13 protein-coding genes and 1 pseudogene are annotated in these 15,153 nt (G+C 72.5%); 8 read left to right on the top strand and 6 right to left on the bottom strand.

The annotated features are described in order from the left end of the window. Both ABZ193_RS35410 and ABZ193_RS35415 read left to right on the top strand, forming a co-directional pair. The coding region (locus ABZ193_RS35410) for an acyl-CoA dehydrogenase family protein (protein ID WP_354712957.1) at positions 1 to 107 on the top strand (107 nt) is incomplete at its 5' end. 404 nt (positions 108 to 511) lie between these two features. After that, positions 512 to 838 (top strand): annotated as a pseudogene (locus ABZ193_RS35415) (DDE-type integrase/transposase/recombinase); the annotation flags it as partial. A 193-nt stretch (positions 839 to 1,031) separates the two neighbouring features. Here the strand turns inward: ABZ193_RS35415 and dctA are convergent. Beyond that, entirely contained in the window at positions 1,032 to 2,414 is a 1,383-nt protein-coding gene (gene dctA / locus ABZ193_RS35420; protein ID WP_354712933.1) for a C4-dicarboxylate transporter DctA, read from the bottom strand. Between the two features lie 34 nt (positions 2,415 to 2,448). Then, the gene (locus tag ABZ193_RS35425; protein ID WP_354712934.1) at positions 2,449 to 3,564 is read right to left on the bottom strand and encodes a glycerate kinase; all 1,116 of its coding nucleotides are present in this window, start codon (positions 3,562 to 3,564) and stop codon (positions 2,449 to 2,451) included. A 129-nt stretch (positions 3,565 to 3,693) separates the two neighbouring features. On the opposite strand from ABZ193_RS35425, the gene ABZ193_RS35430 reads away from it, so the two are divergent. After that, complete coding sequence (locus ABZ193_RS35430) at positions 3,694 to 4,575, top strand: LysR family transcriptional regulator (protein ID WP_354712935.1); 882 nt, start codon at positions 3,694 to 3,696, stop codon at positions 4,573 to 4,575. 101 nt (positions 4,576 to 4,676) lie between these two features. Continuing rightward, the gene (locus ABZ193_RS35435; RefSeq protein WP_354712936.1) at positions 4,677 to 5,759 is read left to right on the top strand and encodes a tartrate dehydrogenase; all 1,083 of its coding nucleotides are present in this window, start codon (positions 4,677 to 4,679) and stop codon (positions 5,757 to 5,759) included. Positions 5,760 to 5,801: 42 nt separating this feature from the next. Here ABZ193_RS35435 and ABZ193_RS35440 read toward each other — a convergent pair whose 3' ends face one another. From ABZ193_RS35440 to ABZ193_RS35450, 3 genes are all read right to left on the bottom strand, one after another. Beyond that, a complete protein-coding gene (locus ABZ193_RS35440) occupies positions 5,802 to 6,635 on the bottom strand; it encodes an SgcJ/EcaC family oxidoreductase (RefSeq protein WP_354712937.1) in 834 nt (277 codons plus the stop codon). Between the two features lie 63 nt (positions 6,636 to 6,698). Then, positions 6,699 to 7,673 carry an RNA polymerase subunit sigma-70 gene (locus tag ABZ193_RS35445; RefSeq protein ID WP_354712938.1) on the bottom strand — a complete coding sequence of 325 codons (975 nt, stop codon included), beginning with the start codon at positions 7,671 to 7,673 and terminating at the stop codon, positions 6,699 to 6,701. Positions 7,674 to 8,029: 356 nt separating this feature from the next. Beyond that, positions 8,030 to 11,284 carry a BTAD domain-containing putative transcriptional regulator gene (locus ABZ193_RS35450; protein WP_354712939.1) on the bottom strand — a complete coding sequence of 1,085 codons (3,255 nt, stop codon included), beginning with the start codon at positions 11,282 to 11,284 and terminating at the stop codon, positions 8,030 to 8,032. 2 nt (positions 11,285 to 11,286) lie between these two features. Here ABZ193_RS35450 and ABZ193_RS35455 point away from each other — a divergent pair, with 2 nt between their 5' ends. Together ABZ193_RS35455 and ABZ193_RS35460 are read left to right on the top strand one after the other, a co-directional pair. Further along, entirely contained in the window at positions 11,287 to 11,928 is a 642-nt protein-coding gene (locus ABZ193_RS35455) for a hemerythrin domain-containing protein (protein ID WP_354712940.1), read from the top strand. Positions 11,929 to 12,115: 187 nt separating this feature from the next. Continuing rightward, positions 12,116 to 12,370 carry a DUF4267 domain-containing protein gene (locus ABZ193_RS35460; protein WP_354712958.1) on the top strand — a complete coding sequence of 85 codons (255 nt, stop codon included), beginning with the start codon at positions 12,116 to 12,118 and terminating at the stop codon, positions 12,368 to 12,370. A gap of 70 nt (positions 12,371 to 12,440) precedes the next feature. On the opposite strand, the gene ABZ193_RS35465 is transcribed toward ABZ193_RS35460, so the two are convergent. Beyond that, positions 12,441 to 13,394 carry an aldo/keto reductase gene (locus ABZ193_RS35465; RefSeq protein WP_354712941.1) on the bottom strand — a complete coding sequence of 318 codons (954 nt, stop codon included), beginning with the start codon at positions 13,392 to 13,394 and terminating at the stop codon, positions 12,441 to 12,443. 104 nt (positions 13,395 to 13,498) lie between these two features. Between ABZ193_RS35465 and ABZ193_RS35470 the strand changes: the two genes are divergently transcribed. Then, positions 13,499 to 14,419: a helix-turn-helix transcriptional regulator gene (locus tag ABZ193_RS35470; RefSeq protein ID WP_354712942.1), complete on the top strand. Its 921-nt coding sequence runs from the start codon at positions 13,499 to 13,501 to the stop codon at positions 14,417 to 14,419. Positions 14,420 to 14,567: 148 nt separating this feature from the next. After that, positions 14,568 to 15,143 (top strand): helix-turn-helix domain-containing protein, encoded by a 576-nt coding sequence (locus tag ABZ193_RS35475; protein WP_354712943.1) that lies wholly within the window; start codon positions 14,568 to 14,570, stop codon positions 15,141 to 15,143. Positions 15,144 to 15,153 lie beyond the last annotated feature (10 nt).

Consider the following 15,153-nt stretch of genomic DNA (forward strand, 5'->3'; position numbering starts at 1 on the left):
GCCTGATGCGGGAGGCGCCGTTCCTGCTCATCGGCGAGGGCACCAGCGAGATCCAGAAGACGATCATCAGCCGCGGCCTGCTGCGCGAGTACCAGGTCAGGACCTGACCACGGCTGATTTCGCCGATCACCTCCCTGGCGGAACATGTTGCTGGCGTCAGGAGCCGATGATGGTGTCGATGGTGGAGGGGTTGTTCGTGACGGCGGCCCGGCATGTCAGCCGCGGCTTCCTGCCCCGGCACTGACGACGGCAGTGCGCGCTCGAGGTGCCGCCCGTGCTGGGCGGGCTGGCCTGCGTTGTCCCTTTTCCAGTGCGCGGATCTGGCGGCTGAGTACCGGCTGCTGACGAATTCACTGGCCACCGGCACTCCCGCAACCGCATCACCCGGCTGATGCAGCAAGCCGGCCGGACCGGACGCACCCCCGCGGCTGGCGCACCACCGTCCCCGACCCCGCCGCCACAACCCCGCCTGACCTGATCAGCCGCGACTTCGCCACCAACACCAGCGACATGCTGGTGCGGCGACATCACCCACGTCCCCACCGGCGAGGGCTGGCTCTACCTGGCCACCGTCCTCAACCTCGCCTCCCGCCGGGTCGTGGACTGTGCCACCGCCGACCACCTGCACGCCGACCTGCCCGATCAAGCCCTGCGCAACGCCCTCCACCAACGCCGCCCCCAACCCGGAGTGATCTTCCACTCCGACCGCGGCTGCCAATACACCTCACAGCAATACGCCCACACCGCCCGCCAAGCACGGAATCCGCCTCTCCGTCGGACGCCGCGGATCGAAGGCTGGTACAACACCCACCGCCACCACTCCAGCCTCAACTACTAAAGTCCAGCAACCTACGAGAAACCACAGCCTGACCGCCCTGCCAAACCCGTCCACAGAACGGGGCAACCCCAGATCGAGGGCGAAGTGAAGTTCTGTGGGTTCTTGATGCTGAGAGCCGCGACGGACGCGCTGTCGTTCGACGTTGAGGTGCATGTCGGGCCCGCCGGCGTCCGCGGTCATCGGACGCGCTCGTTCACTGCGCGGCCCGGGCTGGCGCGGCACCGGAAGGTGCCCCGTCGGCGGGCTGGGTGGTCGCCGGCTCCGGGGTGAGGGTGCGGTCTGCCGAGGTGGGGTCGTCGAGGACCTCGCGGGCGCGGGCCAGGTCGAGGTTGCGGTCCCACTTGGCGATCACGAGGGTGGCCACCGCGTTGCCGTAGAAGTTCACCAGGGCCCGGCATTCGGACATGAACTTGTCGATGCCGAAGATCAACATGATGCCGGCGGCGGGGACGGTGCCGATGGTCGACAGTGTCGCCGTCAGCGCGATGAACCCGCCGCCGGCCACGCCTGCCGCGCCCTTCGAGGTGAGCAGCATGACCGCGAGGAGCCCGAGTTGCTGGGGGACGGTCAGCGGGGTGTTGGTGGCCTGGGCGATGTAGAGCGCGGCCAGCGACAGGTAGATCGCCGCGCCGTCGAGGTTGAAGCTGTACCCGGTCGGCACCACGAGGCCGACGGTCGAGCGGTCCGCGCCGAGGAAGGTCAGTTTGCGCATCAGGCCGGGCAACGCCGGTTCCGCCGTCGAGGTGCCCAGGACGAGGAAGAACTCCTCCCGCAGGTAGCGGAACAGCCGGAAGATGCTCAGCCCGACGTAGGCGCGCAGCAGGCCGCCGAGCACGACGACCACGAACAGGATCGAGGTGACGTAGAACAGCAGGATCAGCGAGCCGAGACTGGACAGTGTGGACAGTCCGAACGCGCCGACGGCGTAGGCCATCGCGCCGAACGCGCCGAGCGGGGCGGCCTTCATCACGAAGCTCAGCACCTTGAACACGACGTCGGTGAGCCGCTTGACGCCGGTGACGATCGGGTCGCCGAGCGGGCCGATCGCCTTGATCGCGATGCCGAACAGCACGGCCAGGAAGATGATCTGCAGGATGTCGCCGTCGGTGAAGGCGCCGAAGAAGCTGTCCGGCACCAGGTGGGTGAAGAACTCCCACCAGTGCTGCGTTTCGCCGGTTTCGATGTAGCGCTCGGCGTTGCCCGTCGGGTGCAGGGTGGACGGGTCGGCGTCGACGCCGTCGCCGAGCCGCACGATGTTGATCGCGACCAGGCCGAACACCAGCGCGACGATCGTGCCGATCTGGAAGTAGGTGAGCGCTTTCAGCCCGGTGAGGCCGACCTTCTTCAGGTCCGCCACACCGGCGATGCCACCGATGATGGTGAGGAACACGATCGGGCCGATGAGCATCTTCATCGCCGCGATGAAGGTGGTGCCGATGGGCTGCATCGCCTCGCCAAGGCCGGGCGCGCGCCAGCCGAGGACGATGCCGATGACGATGGCGATCAGGACCTGCACGTAGAGCTGCCGGTACCAGGGCTTGCGGCGGCGCGGCGGGGCCGCGGGGGCGTGCGTCATTGCATCCTCCTGCGCGTCGGTGTGGGTGGGGGAGTCAGCCGAACACGTGCTGGGCGAGGTGTTCGCCCAGGCGTTCCAGCAGCGGGGCGGCCTCGGCCATGCAGCGGCCGGGGTCGGGTTCGAGGTCGGTGAGGGTGAACGCGCCGGCGAACCCGGCGGCGGTGACTTCGTCTGGGGTGAGCCGGCTGCGCCCGGCCACGGCGTAGGCCGGGACCCCTGCCCGCCGGGCGGCGGTGGCGACGCCCATCGGCGCTTTGCCGCGCAGGCTCTGCCGGTCCAGGGATCCCTCGCCGGTGATCACGAGATCGGCGCGGGACAGCCGTGCGGGCAATCCGGTCAGGCGCAGGACGAGTTCGATTCCGGGCACGCGGCGCGCTCCCAGCGTGAACAGTGCGAAGCCCGCGCCACCGGCGGCGCCCGCGCCCGGCGCGTCCGCTGCGGCGACCCCGGTGGCCGCCTCCAGGATCGGCGCCCAGGCCCTCAGTGCGCGCTCCAGCGTGGCGACCGTCGCGTCGTCGGCGCCCTTCTGCGGGCCGAACACCGCTGCCGCGCCGTCGGGCCCGAGCAGGGGGTTGTCGACGTCGCAGGCCACGACGAGCTCGGCGTCGCGAAATCTCGGATGCAGACCGGTCAGGTCGACTGCCGCGACCGCGGGCAGGGCGGAGGTGCGGCCGGACAGGTCGCGTCCCGTCGCGTCGAGCAACCGGGCGCCGAGTGCGGCGAGGAGCCCGGTTCCGCCGTCGGTCGTCGCGCTGCCGCCGAGTCCGACCACCACCTGCCGGTGGCCGGCGTCCAGAGCCGCCGCGATCAGCTCGCCGGTGCCGAACGTGGAGGCGGCGAGCGCCGTCGCGGGATCCGGCGCGGCCGGCAATCCCGACGCCTGCGCGAGTTCGACTACCGCGACCCCGCCGCGGTGCGCGTAGCGAGCGGCGACCGGCCGGCCGAGGGGACCGGTGACGGTGATCCCCACCGGGGTGAAATCGGCGGCGACGGCGGCGTCGACGGTGCCCTCGCCGCCGTCGGCGACGGGGTGTTCGTGCACCACCGGCCGCGCGGCGTGCCGGCGCAGCCCGCGGGCGAGCGCGGCCGTGGCCTGCGCCGCTCCCAGCGACCCCTTGAACGAATCGAGGGCCACGACGACCTCGCCCATCCCGTCCTCCTCGACTCGCTGGTCAACCGCGCACCACCTTGACCCTCGGCAGGCCGCCGCGTCCAAGAGAACCTTGCTACCCGACTGATAGGCTCAGCCGATGGCAAGGCCCTGAGCTGGGAGGTTGGGATGGACGCCCGGCAGCTGGAGTACTTCCTGGCGATCGTCGACCACGACGGGTTCGGCCGCGCCGCGCAGACCCTGCACATCGCGCAGCCGTCGCTGTCCCAGGCGATCGCCGGTCTCGAGCGCGAGGTGGGTGTCAAGCTGTTCCACCGCGTCGGGCGGCGGGTGGTGCTCAGCGACGCCGGCCGCGAGCTGATCGGACCGGCCCGGCAGGTGCTGCGTGACCTGCGCACGGCGAAGGCGACCCTGGAGTCGATGAAGGGCGTCCAGCGCGGCCGCGTCGAACTGGTCACGATGCCCTCGCCCGGGATCGAGCCGTTGAGCACCCTGGCCCGCGTCTTCACCGAGCGGCACCCGGGGATCACCGTGGAGGCGGGCGCGGCCTTCACCGTCGACGAGGTCGTGCAGCAGGTTCGCCAGGGCGCCAGCGAACTCGGCCTCGTCGGCGCGCCCGGTGTCTTGCGCCCGCCGGGGCTGGACGTCCTGCCGTTGCAGGAGCAGGACTTCGTGCTCGCCGGCGCCGGCGTCCCGGACGGTGATCCGGTGCCGGTCGACGCACTGGCCGGGGTGGATCTGATCGCCTCCCCGCCCGGCAGCCTCATGCGCCAGGTCGTCGACGACATCCGCGCGGCGCACCCGGACGCGCGGATCGTCGCCGAGGTCGCCCACCGCGCGTCGATCCTGCCGCTCGTGCTCGCCGGCGCCGGAGTGGCGGTGCTGCCCTCGGCCTGGGCCACGCTCGCCCGCCGCGCCGGAGCCCGGGTCGCGCGCCTGGACCACCCGGCCCGCCTGCACGTCGCCCTGCTGAGCCGGTCCGCCCCGCTGACGCCGGCCGCGCAGACCTTCCGCGCGCTGGCTCACCGGTTCGCCGAGCAGGCCGGATAGGTCCGGCCTATGAATCGGATCGGCAGCGCGTCTTGGACGCCCGGCCGGTCCGCGGGCTTCACTCGGGGGGTCAGCGCAGCCGACCCGCCAGGGAGCCCTCGATGTCAGCAACCAGCACCTTCACGATCGCCGCGGTCCCGGCGGACGGCGTGGGCACCGAAGTCGTCGCCGCCGGGCGCGCTGTCCTCGACGCGCTGGCCGGGAACTCCGGGGGCGCATTCGCCTTCGACTGGACCGAGTTCCCCTGGGGCTGCGGCTACTACGAGCGCACCGGCCGCATGATGGACGACGACGGCCTGGAGGTGCTGCGCGACTTCGACGCCATCTACTTCGGCGCGGTCGGCTGGCCGTCGGTGCCCGACCACGTCAGCCTGTGGGGCCTGCGGCTGCGGATCTGCCAGAACTTCGACCAGTGGGCCAACGTGCGGCCCGTGCACTTCCACCCGGGCATCACCTCGCCGCTGCGCAAGGCCGACCACACGCCACTGGACTGGGTCGTGGTCCGGGAGAACAGCGAAGGCGAGTACGCCGGGCTCGGCGGCCGCAACCTCGCCGGCCGCGGCCCCGGCAATGAGGTCGCCCTGCAGACCGCGCTGTTCACCGAGAAGGGGTGCGAGCGGATCATGCGGTTCGCCTTCGACCTCGCCCGCGGCCGCGACCGCAAGAAGGTGTCGTCGGTGACCAAGAGCAACGCCCAGCAGTACGGGATGGTGCTGTGGGACGAGACCTTCGCCCGCGTCGCCCGCGACTACCCGGACGTGGAGACCGAGAGCGTGCTGGTGGACGCCATGTCGGCGAAGTTCGTGCTCAAGCCCGAGGACCTCTCGGTGGTCGTGGCGTCCAACCTCAACGCCGACATCCTCTCCGACCTCGGCTCGGCCCTTGCCGGCAGCCTCGGCCTGGCGGCCAGCGCGAACCTCAACCCCGAGCGCCGGTTCCCCTCGATGTTCGAGCCGGTGCACGGGTCCGCCCCGGACATCGCCGGGCAGGGCCTGGCCAACCCGATCGGGGCCATGGGCAGCGCCGCGCTGATGCTGGACCACTTCGGACTGTCCACAGAGGCGGCCCGCGTGCGCGCGGCGATCGAGGCGACCACCGCCGCCGGGATCCTCACACCCGACGTCGGCGGCACCGCCAAGACCGGCGACGTGGTCGCCGCGGTGATCGACAACCTCGGCGGCTGATCGATGGGGGAGGGCCCCGCCGCTCTGATCCGCGCCCGGCAGTCACGGGTGGAGGCCGGTGGCGGCGGCGCCGGTTTCGGGGTCGTAGGGGAACGACAGGTGCTGGTGGATGAGCTGCCATTCGCCGTCGCGTTTCTGGAACACCCGGGTGCCGCGGGACCAGCTTTCGGTCCTCGTGCCGTCGGCGTCTTCGGCGGTCATCCGGTTGAGCCCCCACGCGACGGCGAGGTCGCCGCGGACCAGGACGGTCATGTCGGGCACCTCCCAATGGACCACCGCGTCCGACCAGTCGAGCCCGCGCCGGCACACCTCCCGCACCGCATCCCGGCCGAGGTGCTGCAGCGGGGCGTCGTGCTCGTAGGAGACGACGTCCTTGGCGATGGGGGCCATCAGCCCGTCGAGATCCTTGAGGGTGGTGGCCGCGAACCACCGCTCGTGCAGGGCGCGCACCTCGGCTTCCGCGTCCGCGCCGTCGTCCTGGACGGCATGGGGGAACGAGTGGTGTTCGTGCGCCACCGTCCAGTGGCCGTTCTCCTTCCGCAGGCCCAGGGTGAGCCGCAGCCGCCGGGCAGGGTGCCGGGCGAGCTCGTCCGGGGTGCCGCAGCGCAGCAGGGCGTGGGCGAACGCGACGTCCGCGCCGGCGGTGATCTCCAGGGACTCCAGTTCGAACACCGCGCCCTGCGCCTGCCAGGAGAAGAAGGCCGGCCACGTGTCCCGGTAGGCGTCGAGGCCCCGCACCCCCGCGTCCGGGGGCGGCACGTCGAACATCACGACGTCGCCGGCGTGGCCGGCGAGCACCCCCTCGATGTCGCCCCTGTGCACGGCGCGGACCCAGTTCGAGATCAGGGTCCGGATCTGCTGCTCGTCGGTGGTCATCGCGGTACCTCACAACCGTCTCGGCGGAACTGTCACCACTGACACCCGCGCCGGAACCGAAACTCATCGCGTGATCGCGGGCGGCAGGCCGAAGCGGGCGAAATCCGCGGTCAGGAACGACACGACTTCGGCGATCCGGTCACCGCGCAGCGCCAGCACGTCCAGGCCCGCCGGCAGGTAGGCGTCGCCGTTCCACAGGTAGGTGCCGAACGCGAGCTGCCCGTTGGCGTGTGCGGGCACGAACCGCCACCGCCCGGTGAGCGGCCCCTCGGCCAAGAACCCCCGGATCGCGTCCCGGCCCTGGAACCACCGCGGTTCGGGCGGCATCGAGTAGCGGGCGTCGTGGGCCAGCATCTCCACGATGGCGTCGACGTCACCCCGTTCCCACGCGGACGCGTACCGGCGCGCCAGTTCACGCACCCGGTCGCCGCCGAGTGCACGCAGCACCGTCTGCTGGCCGGCTCCGGCGCGGAGCGGTTCGAGGGTGGCGCGGGCCCGCTGCAGCGAACTGTTCACCGAAGCCACCGTGGTCTCCAGGATCGCCGCGACCTCCCGGGCGGAGAACCCGAGCACCTCCCGCAGGATCAGCACGGCTCGCTGACCGGGACGCAGGTGCTGCAGCGCGGCCACGAACGCCAGCTCGACGCTCTCCCGCGCCACCGACTGGACGGCCGGGTCCAGCAGCGAGTCGGGGTAGGGCTCCAGCCACGCCACCTCGCCCGGCGGTGTGCCGTCCTCGAGATCGGCAGGCAGCTCCCGGCGACGGCGGCGCTCCAGCAGCGTCAGGCACCGGTTCGTCGCGATCTTGTAGAGCCAGGGCCGGATCGACTCCCGGGGTTCCAACCCGTCCAGCCTGCGCCAGGCGCGCACGAGCACTTCCTGAACCGCGTCCTCGGCGTCGTCGAGGGAGCCCAGCATGCGATAGCAATGCGCGCGTAACTCGGCCCGGAAGGGCCCGACGAGCCGTTCGAAGGCGGTCGCGTCGCCCTCCTGCGCGGCCTTCAGCAACAGCGCCAGGCCCTCGCCGTCCCCCGACATCCACCCTCCCGTGCCAGAACCGGACGAACCGCCCACTCCTTCGGTCATGGTGCCCGAACGGACGGTTCTGGTCACCGTCAAGGCAGCGACCCGGGTACCGATCTGGTCGACCTCGCCGCTGGATATCGAGCTGGAGCGGTTGCTCGCTGGCGGACACCCGATTCCGGGACGCCGTGAGCCATCGGCTGGAGGTCGCTGTCGATGCCGTCGGCAAGGTGAGTCCAAGGCTGCAGAGGGTCAACTGTCAGGGCTGACCCTCGGTTCAAGCTCTCGGTCCAGGCTAGGAGCGGCAGGCCGACCGGCCACCGGTGATCAGGGACGCTGCCACCCGGCTCGTGGCGGCAACGTCGCACCTCTCAACGGTCCTGGTGCTGCGGCGACCGCGGAACGCTGCGGGCAACGGCGGCGCGTGCCCGGGCGTCGGCGGCCCACCGCGGGGCGTTCCACTTCTCCGCGATGGCGGCGGCTCGCGTGAAGTGGGTGGCGGCCTCGCCCGCGCGGTGGAGGAAAAGGGCGAGTTCGCCGAGGATGTGGGCGACCGGGGGCAGCGCCAGCGACAGGCTTTCGGCGCCGGCCGGTGGGTTCTCGTGGTGGGGGAGCAGGGCGGTGTAGGTCTGGGCGGCGGTGCCGGTGTCGTCGAGGGCGATGGCCGCCAGCGCGCGCAGGCTGGTCAGGAACGTGAAGAAGAAGTCGGGGCGGATGGGTGGTGCCGCGGTGCGGATCCGGCGTGCTTCGGTGTCGTGGCCGGCGGCGTGCAGGGCCAGCGCCAGCAGGTCGGTGACCAGGGGGCCGAGGGCCTCGTGCAGGGCGCGGATGTCGTCCAGGTGGTCGCCGAGGGTGCCGTCGTTGAGCCAGATCGTCGCCTGTGCGAGGTCCCGGAAGCCGGCGTGGACGGACCCGGTGTGGTGCATGCGCTCGGTGGCGTCGGTGTAGCGGCGTTCGGCCTCCGCGTAGTGGCCTTCGATGAGGGCGAGGGCCGCCAGTGCGATTTCGGCAGCGCCGATCGCTTCCGGCATGCGATACGCGCGGGCGAGGTCGAGCGCTTCGCCGATCACGCGGCGCAAGGTGGCCGGGTCGTTGGCCGTGGCGGCGTGCACGGCCAGGTTCAACAACCCGGCCACGCGGTAGACGGGCAGGTCGTGCTCGACGCCGATCTCCACCAGTTCGCGGGAGTACTCCGCCCGCCCGGCGTCGCGGGCGAGGACGAGGAGCGCGGCGGCCCGCAGGCGCGGGTCGGTGGCGAGGCCGAGTGCTTCCCTGGCCGCCGCCATGACCGTCGGATCGTCCTCGCCGACCAGTTCGTCGGCGTAGGCGACCAGGAGGCGCGACCGCACGTCGGGGGCGAGATCAGTTCGGGTGAGCAGGCGGCGGAGCCGGTCGACGATGGGGCGGTCGACGGTGCCGTAGGTGCGGGCCTGCCAGGAGGTGGGCTCGGTCCAGGCGGTGAACGCCGCGATCATCAGGTCGTCCCGGCCGATCGATTCGGCGTACTCCACCGCCCGGGCGCGCGTGTCCCTCGCCGCGGCGACCGCGCCGGCCCTGATCTGCGCGCGCAGCAGCCTGCCGAACAGATCGACACGCTCGTCCGGTTCGCCGGCGTTGGCGACGGCGTCGGTGAGCAGCGCGGCGGCCACGTCGTGGGCGTAGCGCGCCTCGGCCAGCTCGGCGGCCCGCACGCAGTAGCCGACGGCCTTCGGTGATCCCGCCCGCGCGTAGTGGTGGGCCAGCGCCGCGACGTCACCGGTGCCTTCCAGCGCGGCGGCGATCCGGGCGTGCATCCTGGTGGCGCGCAACCGGCTGACGTCGGCGACCAGCGTGTCCCTGACGAGTGCGTGCACGAACCGGACGCGCCCGGGCGCCGGTTCGTCGAGCAACCCGGCGATGACGCCCGCGTCCAGTGCGTCCAGCACGCCGTCCTCGTCGGCGTCGGCGGCGCGCACGAGCACGTCCACCGAGCATTCCCGGCCCGCCACCGCCGCCAGCCGCAGGATGGACACCCTGCTTTCCGGGAGCCGGGCCAGGCGGCGCCGCAGCACGTCCCGGACGCCTTCGGGGACTTCGGAGAGCGCGACCAGCGCACCTTCGCCGCTGAGCAGCCGCGCGCTTTCCCTGACGTAGAACGGATTTCCGCCGGTCCGCTCGGCGATCCCGGCCACGGTCGCGTCGTCGGCGCGGCATTCGGCGCGGACCAGTTCGGCGACGGCCTCACCATCCAGCCCGGGCAGGTCCAGCCGGAGGGGCGCGGTGCGGGCGAGGGATCCGAGCGCGTCGGCGAGGCGTTCCCCCTCGTCGGCGCGGTAGGCCGCGACGACCAGAATCGGGGCCCGCACGCCGAGGACGCCGCCCAGCAGTTCCAGTGTGGCGGCGTCGGCCCAGTGGAGGTCGTCCAGGACGACGGCGACCGGCCGGCTCGCGGCGGCCGCCGCGAGCCAGTTCCAGACGGCCTGCCGCAGGCGGAACCGCCCGGCCGCGGCGTCGCCGTCCACCGGCGAGGCGTCGGCGAGCAGTGGCGCCAGGTCATCGGCGAACTCGCCCGGGTCCACGCTCGCGGCCACCGTGCGCAACGCCTCGACCCACGCCCACGCGGGTGGCGCACTGTCCACTTCGGAACAACGCCCGGGGGCCACGAGCCACCCGTCCTGTTCGAGCCGCGCGCCGAGGTGGTCCAGCAGGGTCGACTTGCCCAGGCCCGCTTCCCCGGTGACGAGCGCGACGCGCGCCCCGTCGGTGGCGGCTTCGCCGGCGGCCGCGACCAGCGCTGCGAGCTCGCGTTCCCGCCCCACGAACGTGGGCGTGGGTTTCCGAGGGGGCGCCGGCGCGCTCACCGGGGCCGGGACGGCGGCGCGGAGGACGTCCGTGCGCTGGGTGAGGATCGCTTCTTCCAGGGCCACCAGGTCCGGGCCGGGGTCGAGGCCGAGTTCGTCGGCGAGGGTGGCGCGGGCGCGGCGGAGCGCGGCCAGGGCGTCGGCTTGGCGGCCGCTGTTCCACAGCGCGAGGGCGTGCAGGCGCCAGCCTTCCTCGCGCAGCGGCTCGTCGCGGGTGAGGGCCTCCGCCGCGGGAACCACGGCCGCGGGGTCGCCGAGCCGCAGTCCCGCCGCGACGTGCAGTTCGCGGGCGACCAGGCGCAGTTCGTTCAGCCGGGCGACCTCGGCGGTGGCCCACGGCTCGTCGGCGACCTCGGCGAACGCGGGCCCCGGCCACAGGGCCAGCGCTTCCTCCAGCATTGCGCGGGCGTCGCGGGGATCGGCGAGCGCGCGGGCCCGGTCGAGCAGCTCCTCGAAACGCCACGCGTCCACGGTTTCGGCGGGCAGCCGCAGTGCGTAGCCGGGCGCCGCGCTCACCAGCAGCCGGGCCGGAGTGCGGGGCGGGCGGCCGGGTTCCAGCAGACGGCGGAGGTTGGACACGTACGCCTGCAACGACGCCAATGCGCGCGACGGCGGTTCGCCGCGCCACAGGTCCTCGGCCATCCGGTCGACGGGTACGACCTGCCCGCGCGCGGCGACCAGCAGGGCCAGCACGCCGCGCTGCCGCGGACCGCCGAGGGGCACGGGCTCGCCGCCGACCTCGGCCGCGAACGAGCCCAGCACCCGGATCAAGAAAGGCAGGAACACCGATGACCATCGACACCCAGGACATGGAGATCGTCCACCGGGCCTTCCGCCGCGAGTCGCGGCTGCTGGTGGACCTCGTCGCGGCGGTCGCCCCCGGCGACACCGCCCGCGCCAGGGTGGTCGCCGGCCACTTCCGCGACTACCGGCTGGGGCTGAAGAACCACCACGAGGGCGAGGACGAGCTGCTGTGGCCGCCGCTGCTGTCCCGGGTGGATCTGGAGGCGGACATCGTGCTGCGCATGGAGGCCCAGCACGACCGCGTCGCGGCGACCCTGACGAAGCTGGACGCCGCGGTCCCGGCGTGGGAGGCCACGGCCGGAGCCGCCGAGCGCGACGCCCTGGTGGCGATCCTCGCCGACCACCGGGCGGTCCTGCTCGAACACCTCGACGACGAGGAAGCCACGCTCCTGCCCCTCGCCGCGCACCACCTCACCCTCGAGGAATGGACCTCCCTGGGCGACCACCTGGTGGCCAACACGCCCAAGCGCACCCTGCTCACGCTCTTCGGCCTCGTGCTGGAGGACGCGAACCCGGCCGAGCGCGCCACGCTCCTGTCCGTCCTCCCGGCCCCGGTGCGCGGCATCTGGCACCTGTTCGGCCGCCCCCGCTACGCCCGCCACATCCGCCGCGTCCGCGCGGCCTGACCCCTGCATCCGAAGGAGAAAACGATGACCCTGAAGAAGATCAACACCGTCCTGACCGCCGCTTTCATCCTCTTCATCCTCTGGTTCGGAACGGAGTTCGTCCTGAGCCCGGCAACGACGGCGCCCCGGCTTCGGCCTGCCGACCTGGCCGTCGGGCGACGGCGGCGGTTTCCTCGTCGTCAAGGGAATCCGCGACGTCATCCTGGCCCTGGTCCTCGCCGTACTGCTGCTGACGGGACACCGCCGCGCGCTGGGCTGGGTGCTGCTGGTGGAGGCGCTCGCCGCGTTCGGCGACATGGCCACCGTGCTGGCCCACCACGGGTCCGCGCCCACAGCGTTCGGCGTCCACGGCCTGACCGCGGCGCTGATGGTGGTGACCGGCCTGCTGATCCTGCGGGAGACCCGTGCGGTCACCACCGCCCCGGTGCCCGCCACGCGGTGAGCCTGCCAGGCCGGGAACCGCGCCCGCTTCGCCGTGAAGCGCCGGCGGTTCCCGGGTCCGGCTCGCCGAGTTACATCTCGTGCTCCCAGCTGCCGCGCGTGTCGACGTCCGCGGCGTCCGCCAGCGCCTCCAGCTCCGCGATCTCCTCGTCGGTGAGCTGAATGCGCTGCGCCCGGACCAGCCCGTCGAGGTGGGCCACCTTCGTGACCCCGATGATCGGGGTGGTTCCCTTGGCGATGGCCCAGGCGGTCGCGATGTAGGCAGGGGAGGCGCCCCGGGCCTCGCCGATCGCCCGCATCCTGTCGGTCAGCGTCTGCAGCTGCGGGAGGATGCCGTTGTACACGGCCGCGCGGCTGCTGCCCGCCGGCAACGGGTGGGCCGGGCTGTACCTGCCGGTCAGCGCGCCTTGCTCGAGGACCATGTAGGAGAAGAACCGCACGTCGTGCTCGCGGCAGTGATCCAGGATGCCCGCGCGCTCGGAGCTCCGGTAGGTGAGGCTGTAGTGGTTCTGCACCGCCTCCACACGGAAACCGGCCTCGCCGAGGATCCGGTCGGCCAGGGCGATCTCGGCCAGGTTGTGGTTGGAGACGCCGACGTGCCTGATCCGGCCGCTTTCCAGCAGCGGGATCAGCAGCGGCGTCCACCGGGCCACGTCTGCGGGGTTGTGGATCCAGTACAGGTCCACGTAGTCGGTGCCGAGCCGGTCGAGGCTCTCCTCCAGCATGTCGGCGACCGGGTCGTCGCCGTCGCCCGCGATCTGCGGGGTGAACTTCGTCGACAGCTTGTACTCGTCGCGGGCGTAGCCCTTCAGTGCCTGAGCGAGGACCGTCTCCGAGCGGCCCATGCCGTACACCATCGCGGTGTCCCACAGGCTCAACCCGTTGGACTGCGCCTTCTCCACGATCTCGCGCAGGCCGGACCCGGTCAGCTCACTGCCGAAGTAGCCGTTGCCCGCCTCGCCGCTGTCTCCCCACGCCCACGTGCCCAGCGCCACCGCCCGCACCGTCAATTCCTTGCTCGTCATGTCCTCCAGGAGACCGCGAGGGCCGCCACCGGAGAAGGTCGTGCTTATCGGGGGTACCAGTTCAACCTCCCTCACGCGGTGACCCGGCGGCTACCGTGAACGACATGGACTCCCAGCCCGGGAACCGCGGCGAGATCCGGGACTTCCTCGTCAGCAGGCGCGCCAGGATCACGCCCGCGCAGGCCGGGCTGCCGACCAGCGCCCGCCGCCGCGTCGCCGGGCTGCGGCGCGAAGAGGTCGCCGTCCTCGCCGGCGTGAGCACGGAGTGGTACACCCGGCTGGAAAAGGGCCACCTCGGCGGCGTGTCCGAAGACGTCCTCGACGCGGTCGCCCGCGCCCTGCGACTGGACGACGACGAACGCACCTACCTGTTCGACCTGGCCCGCTCGGCCCGGCCCGGAAGGCGCACGCCGTCGCGGCGTCAGGACGTCGACATCCCGCCCCGGGTCCAGTGGCTGCTCGACTCCATGACAATGTCCTCGGCGTTCGTGCGCAACGGCCGCACCGACGTCGTCGCCGCCAACCCCCTGGCCCGTGCCCTGCTCGCGCCGATGTTCGATAGTGCCACCGCCGCCCGGCGCGGCCGCCCCAACCTCGCCCGCTACATCTTCCTCGACCCCGGTGCGCGGGACTTCTTCGCCGACTGGGACGCCGCCGGCAACGCCACCGCCGCCCTGCTGCGCGCCGAGGCCGGGCGCGAGCCGGGCGACCGGGCGCTGCGCGAACTCGTCGGCGAGCTGTCCACGCTCAGCCCCGAGTTCCGCCGCCACTGGGCCGCCCACGACGTCCTGATCCGCCACGACGGCACCAAACGGCTCCGGCACCCCGAAGTCGGCCACCTGGAACTGACCTTCCAGTCCCTCGACCTGCCCCTGCCCGGCCGGGCCGTGCACGACCTGATCACCTACACCGCCGAACCCGGCACCGCATCCGAAGACCGGCTCACACTCCTCGCCAGCTGGGCGGCGACGCGATCCCGGGCAGCAGAGCCGACCTCACGCCCTCCCCAGCCCGGGCCGCTCTGATCCGCGCCCTGCCGCCACGGGCGGAGGTCGGTGACGGGGACCCAATCGGCATCCAGGCATACGCCACCCCGGGCCGGGTCGAGAGCGCCCGCGGTGCCGTGTCCCTTTACAGTGGGGTTCCAGCGTGACCGATCTGGCCAGGTGGGGGATGCCGCGTAACCGACGCCCGCGGGACCGGGAAGAGAAGCGCGGTGAGATCGTCGCCGCGGCCACCCGGTTGTTCGTGGAAGAAGGCTACGATTCCACGACGGTGGCGCGGATCGGGCGCGAGGCGGGGGTGACCTCCAACACCGTCTACTGGTACTTCAAGGACAAGGACGAGGTCCTGGTCGCCGTTCTGGACGCGCTGTTCGCGCAGTTCCTGACCGGCGTGGCGGAACGCTCGGCCGAACCGCCTGCCGAGCAGTTGTTGTGGGCAGTCGCCGAGTTGCGGCGGGTCGATCGGCTGATCACGACGGTGCACGCCAGGGTCGCGGCATCGGAGTCGCTGCGGGTGTGGCACGACGGCTTCCACGCGCAGGTGGAGGCGGTCCTGCGGTGGCATCTGGCCGCGTTGGGCGTGCCGGAGGCCGAGCAGGACGCGATGACCCGGATCGGCGTGTTCGTCGTCGAAGGGATGCTGACCCACGCGGACGATGCCGCGGGCGATCGCGCCGTCGTCGAGACGTTGGTGCGCAGCGCCCGCGGCATCGCCGCCGTGCCGAGCTCGCCCGACTCCAGGTGATGCGGCGGCC

Source organism: Amycolatopsis sp. NPDC006125, from assembly GCF_040614195.1.
Lineage (GTDB): Bacteria > Actinomycetota > Actinomycetes > Mycobacteriales > Pseudonocardiaceae > Amycolatopsis_E > Amycolatopsis_E tucumanensis.

Bases quoted from the DNA above. Each gene is read 5' to 3' on its own strand.
- ABZ193_RS35430 (WP_354712935.1), top strand. From the start codon at position 3,694: ATGGACGCCCGGCAGCTGGAGTACTTCCTGGCGATCGTCGACCACGAC.
- ABZ193_RS35475 (WP_354712943.1), top strand. From the start codon at position 14,568: ATGCCGCGTAACCGACGCCCGCGGGACCGGGAAGAGAAGCGCGGTGAG.
- ABZ193_RS35465 (WP_354712941.1), bottom strand. From the start codon at position 13,394: ATGACGAGCAAGGAATTGACGGTGCGGGCGGTGGCGCTGGGCACGTGG.
- ABZ193_RS35435 (WP_354712936.1), top strand. From the start codon at position 4,677: ATGTCAGCAACCAGCACCTTCACGATCGCCGCGGTCCCGGCGGACGGC.
- ABZ193_RS35455 (WP_354712940.1), top strand. From the start codon at position 11,287: ATGACCATCGACACCCAGGACATGGAGATCGTCCACCGGGCCTTCCGC.
- ABZ193_RS35470 (WP_354712942.1), top strand. From the start codon at position 13,499: ATGGACTCCCAGCCCGGGAACCGCGGCGAGATCCGGGACTTCCTCGTC.
- ABZ193_RS35445 (WP_354712938.1), bottom strand. From the start codon at position 7,673: ATGTCGGGGGACGGCGAGGGCCTGGCGCTGTTGCTGAAGGCCGCGCAG.
- dctA (WP_354712933.1), bottom strand. From the start codon at position 2,414: ATGACGCACGCCCCCGCGGCCCCGCCGCGCCGCCGCAAGCCCTGGTAC.
- ABZ193_RS35440 (WP_354712937.1), bottom strand. From the start codon at position 6,635: ATGACCACCGACGAGCAGCAGATCCGGACCCTGATCTCGAACTGGGTC.
- ABZ193_RS35425 (WP_354712934.1), bottom strand. From the start codon at position 3,564: ATGGGCGAGGTCGTCGTGGCCCTCGATTCGTTCAAGGGGTCGCTGGGA.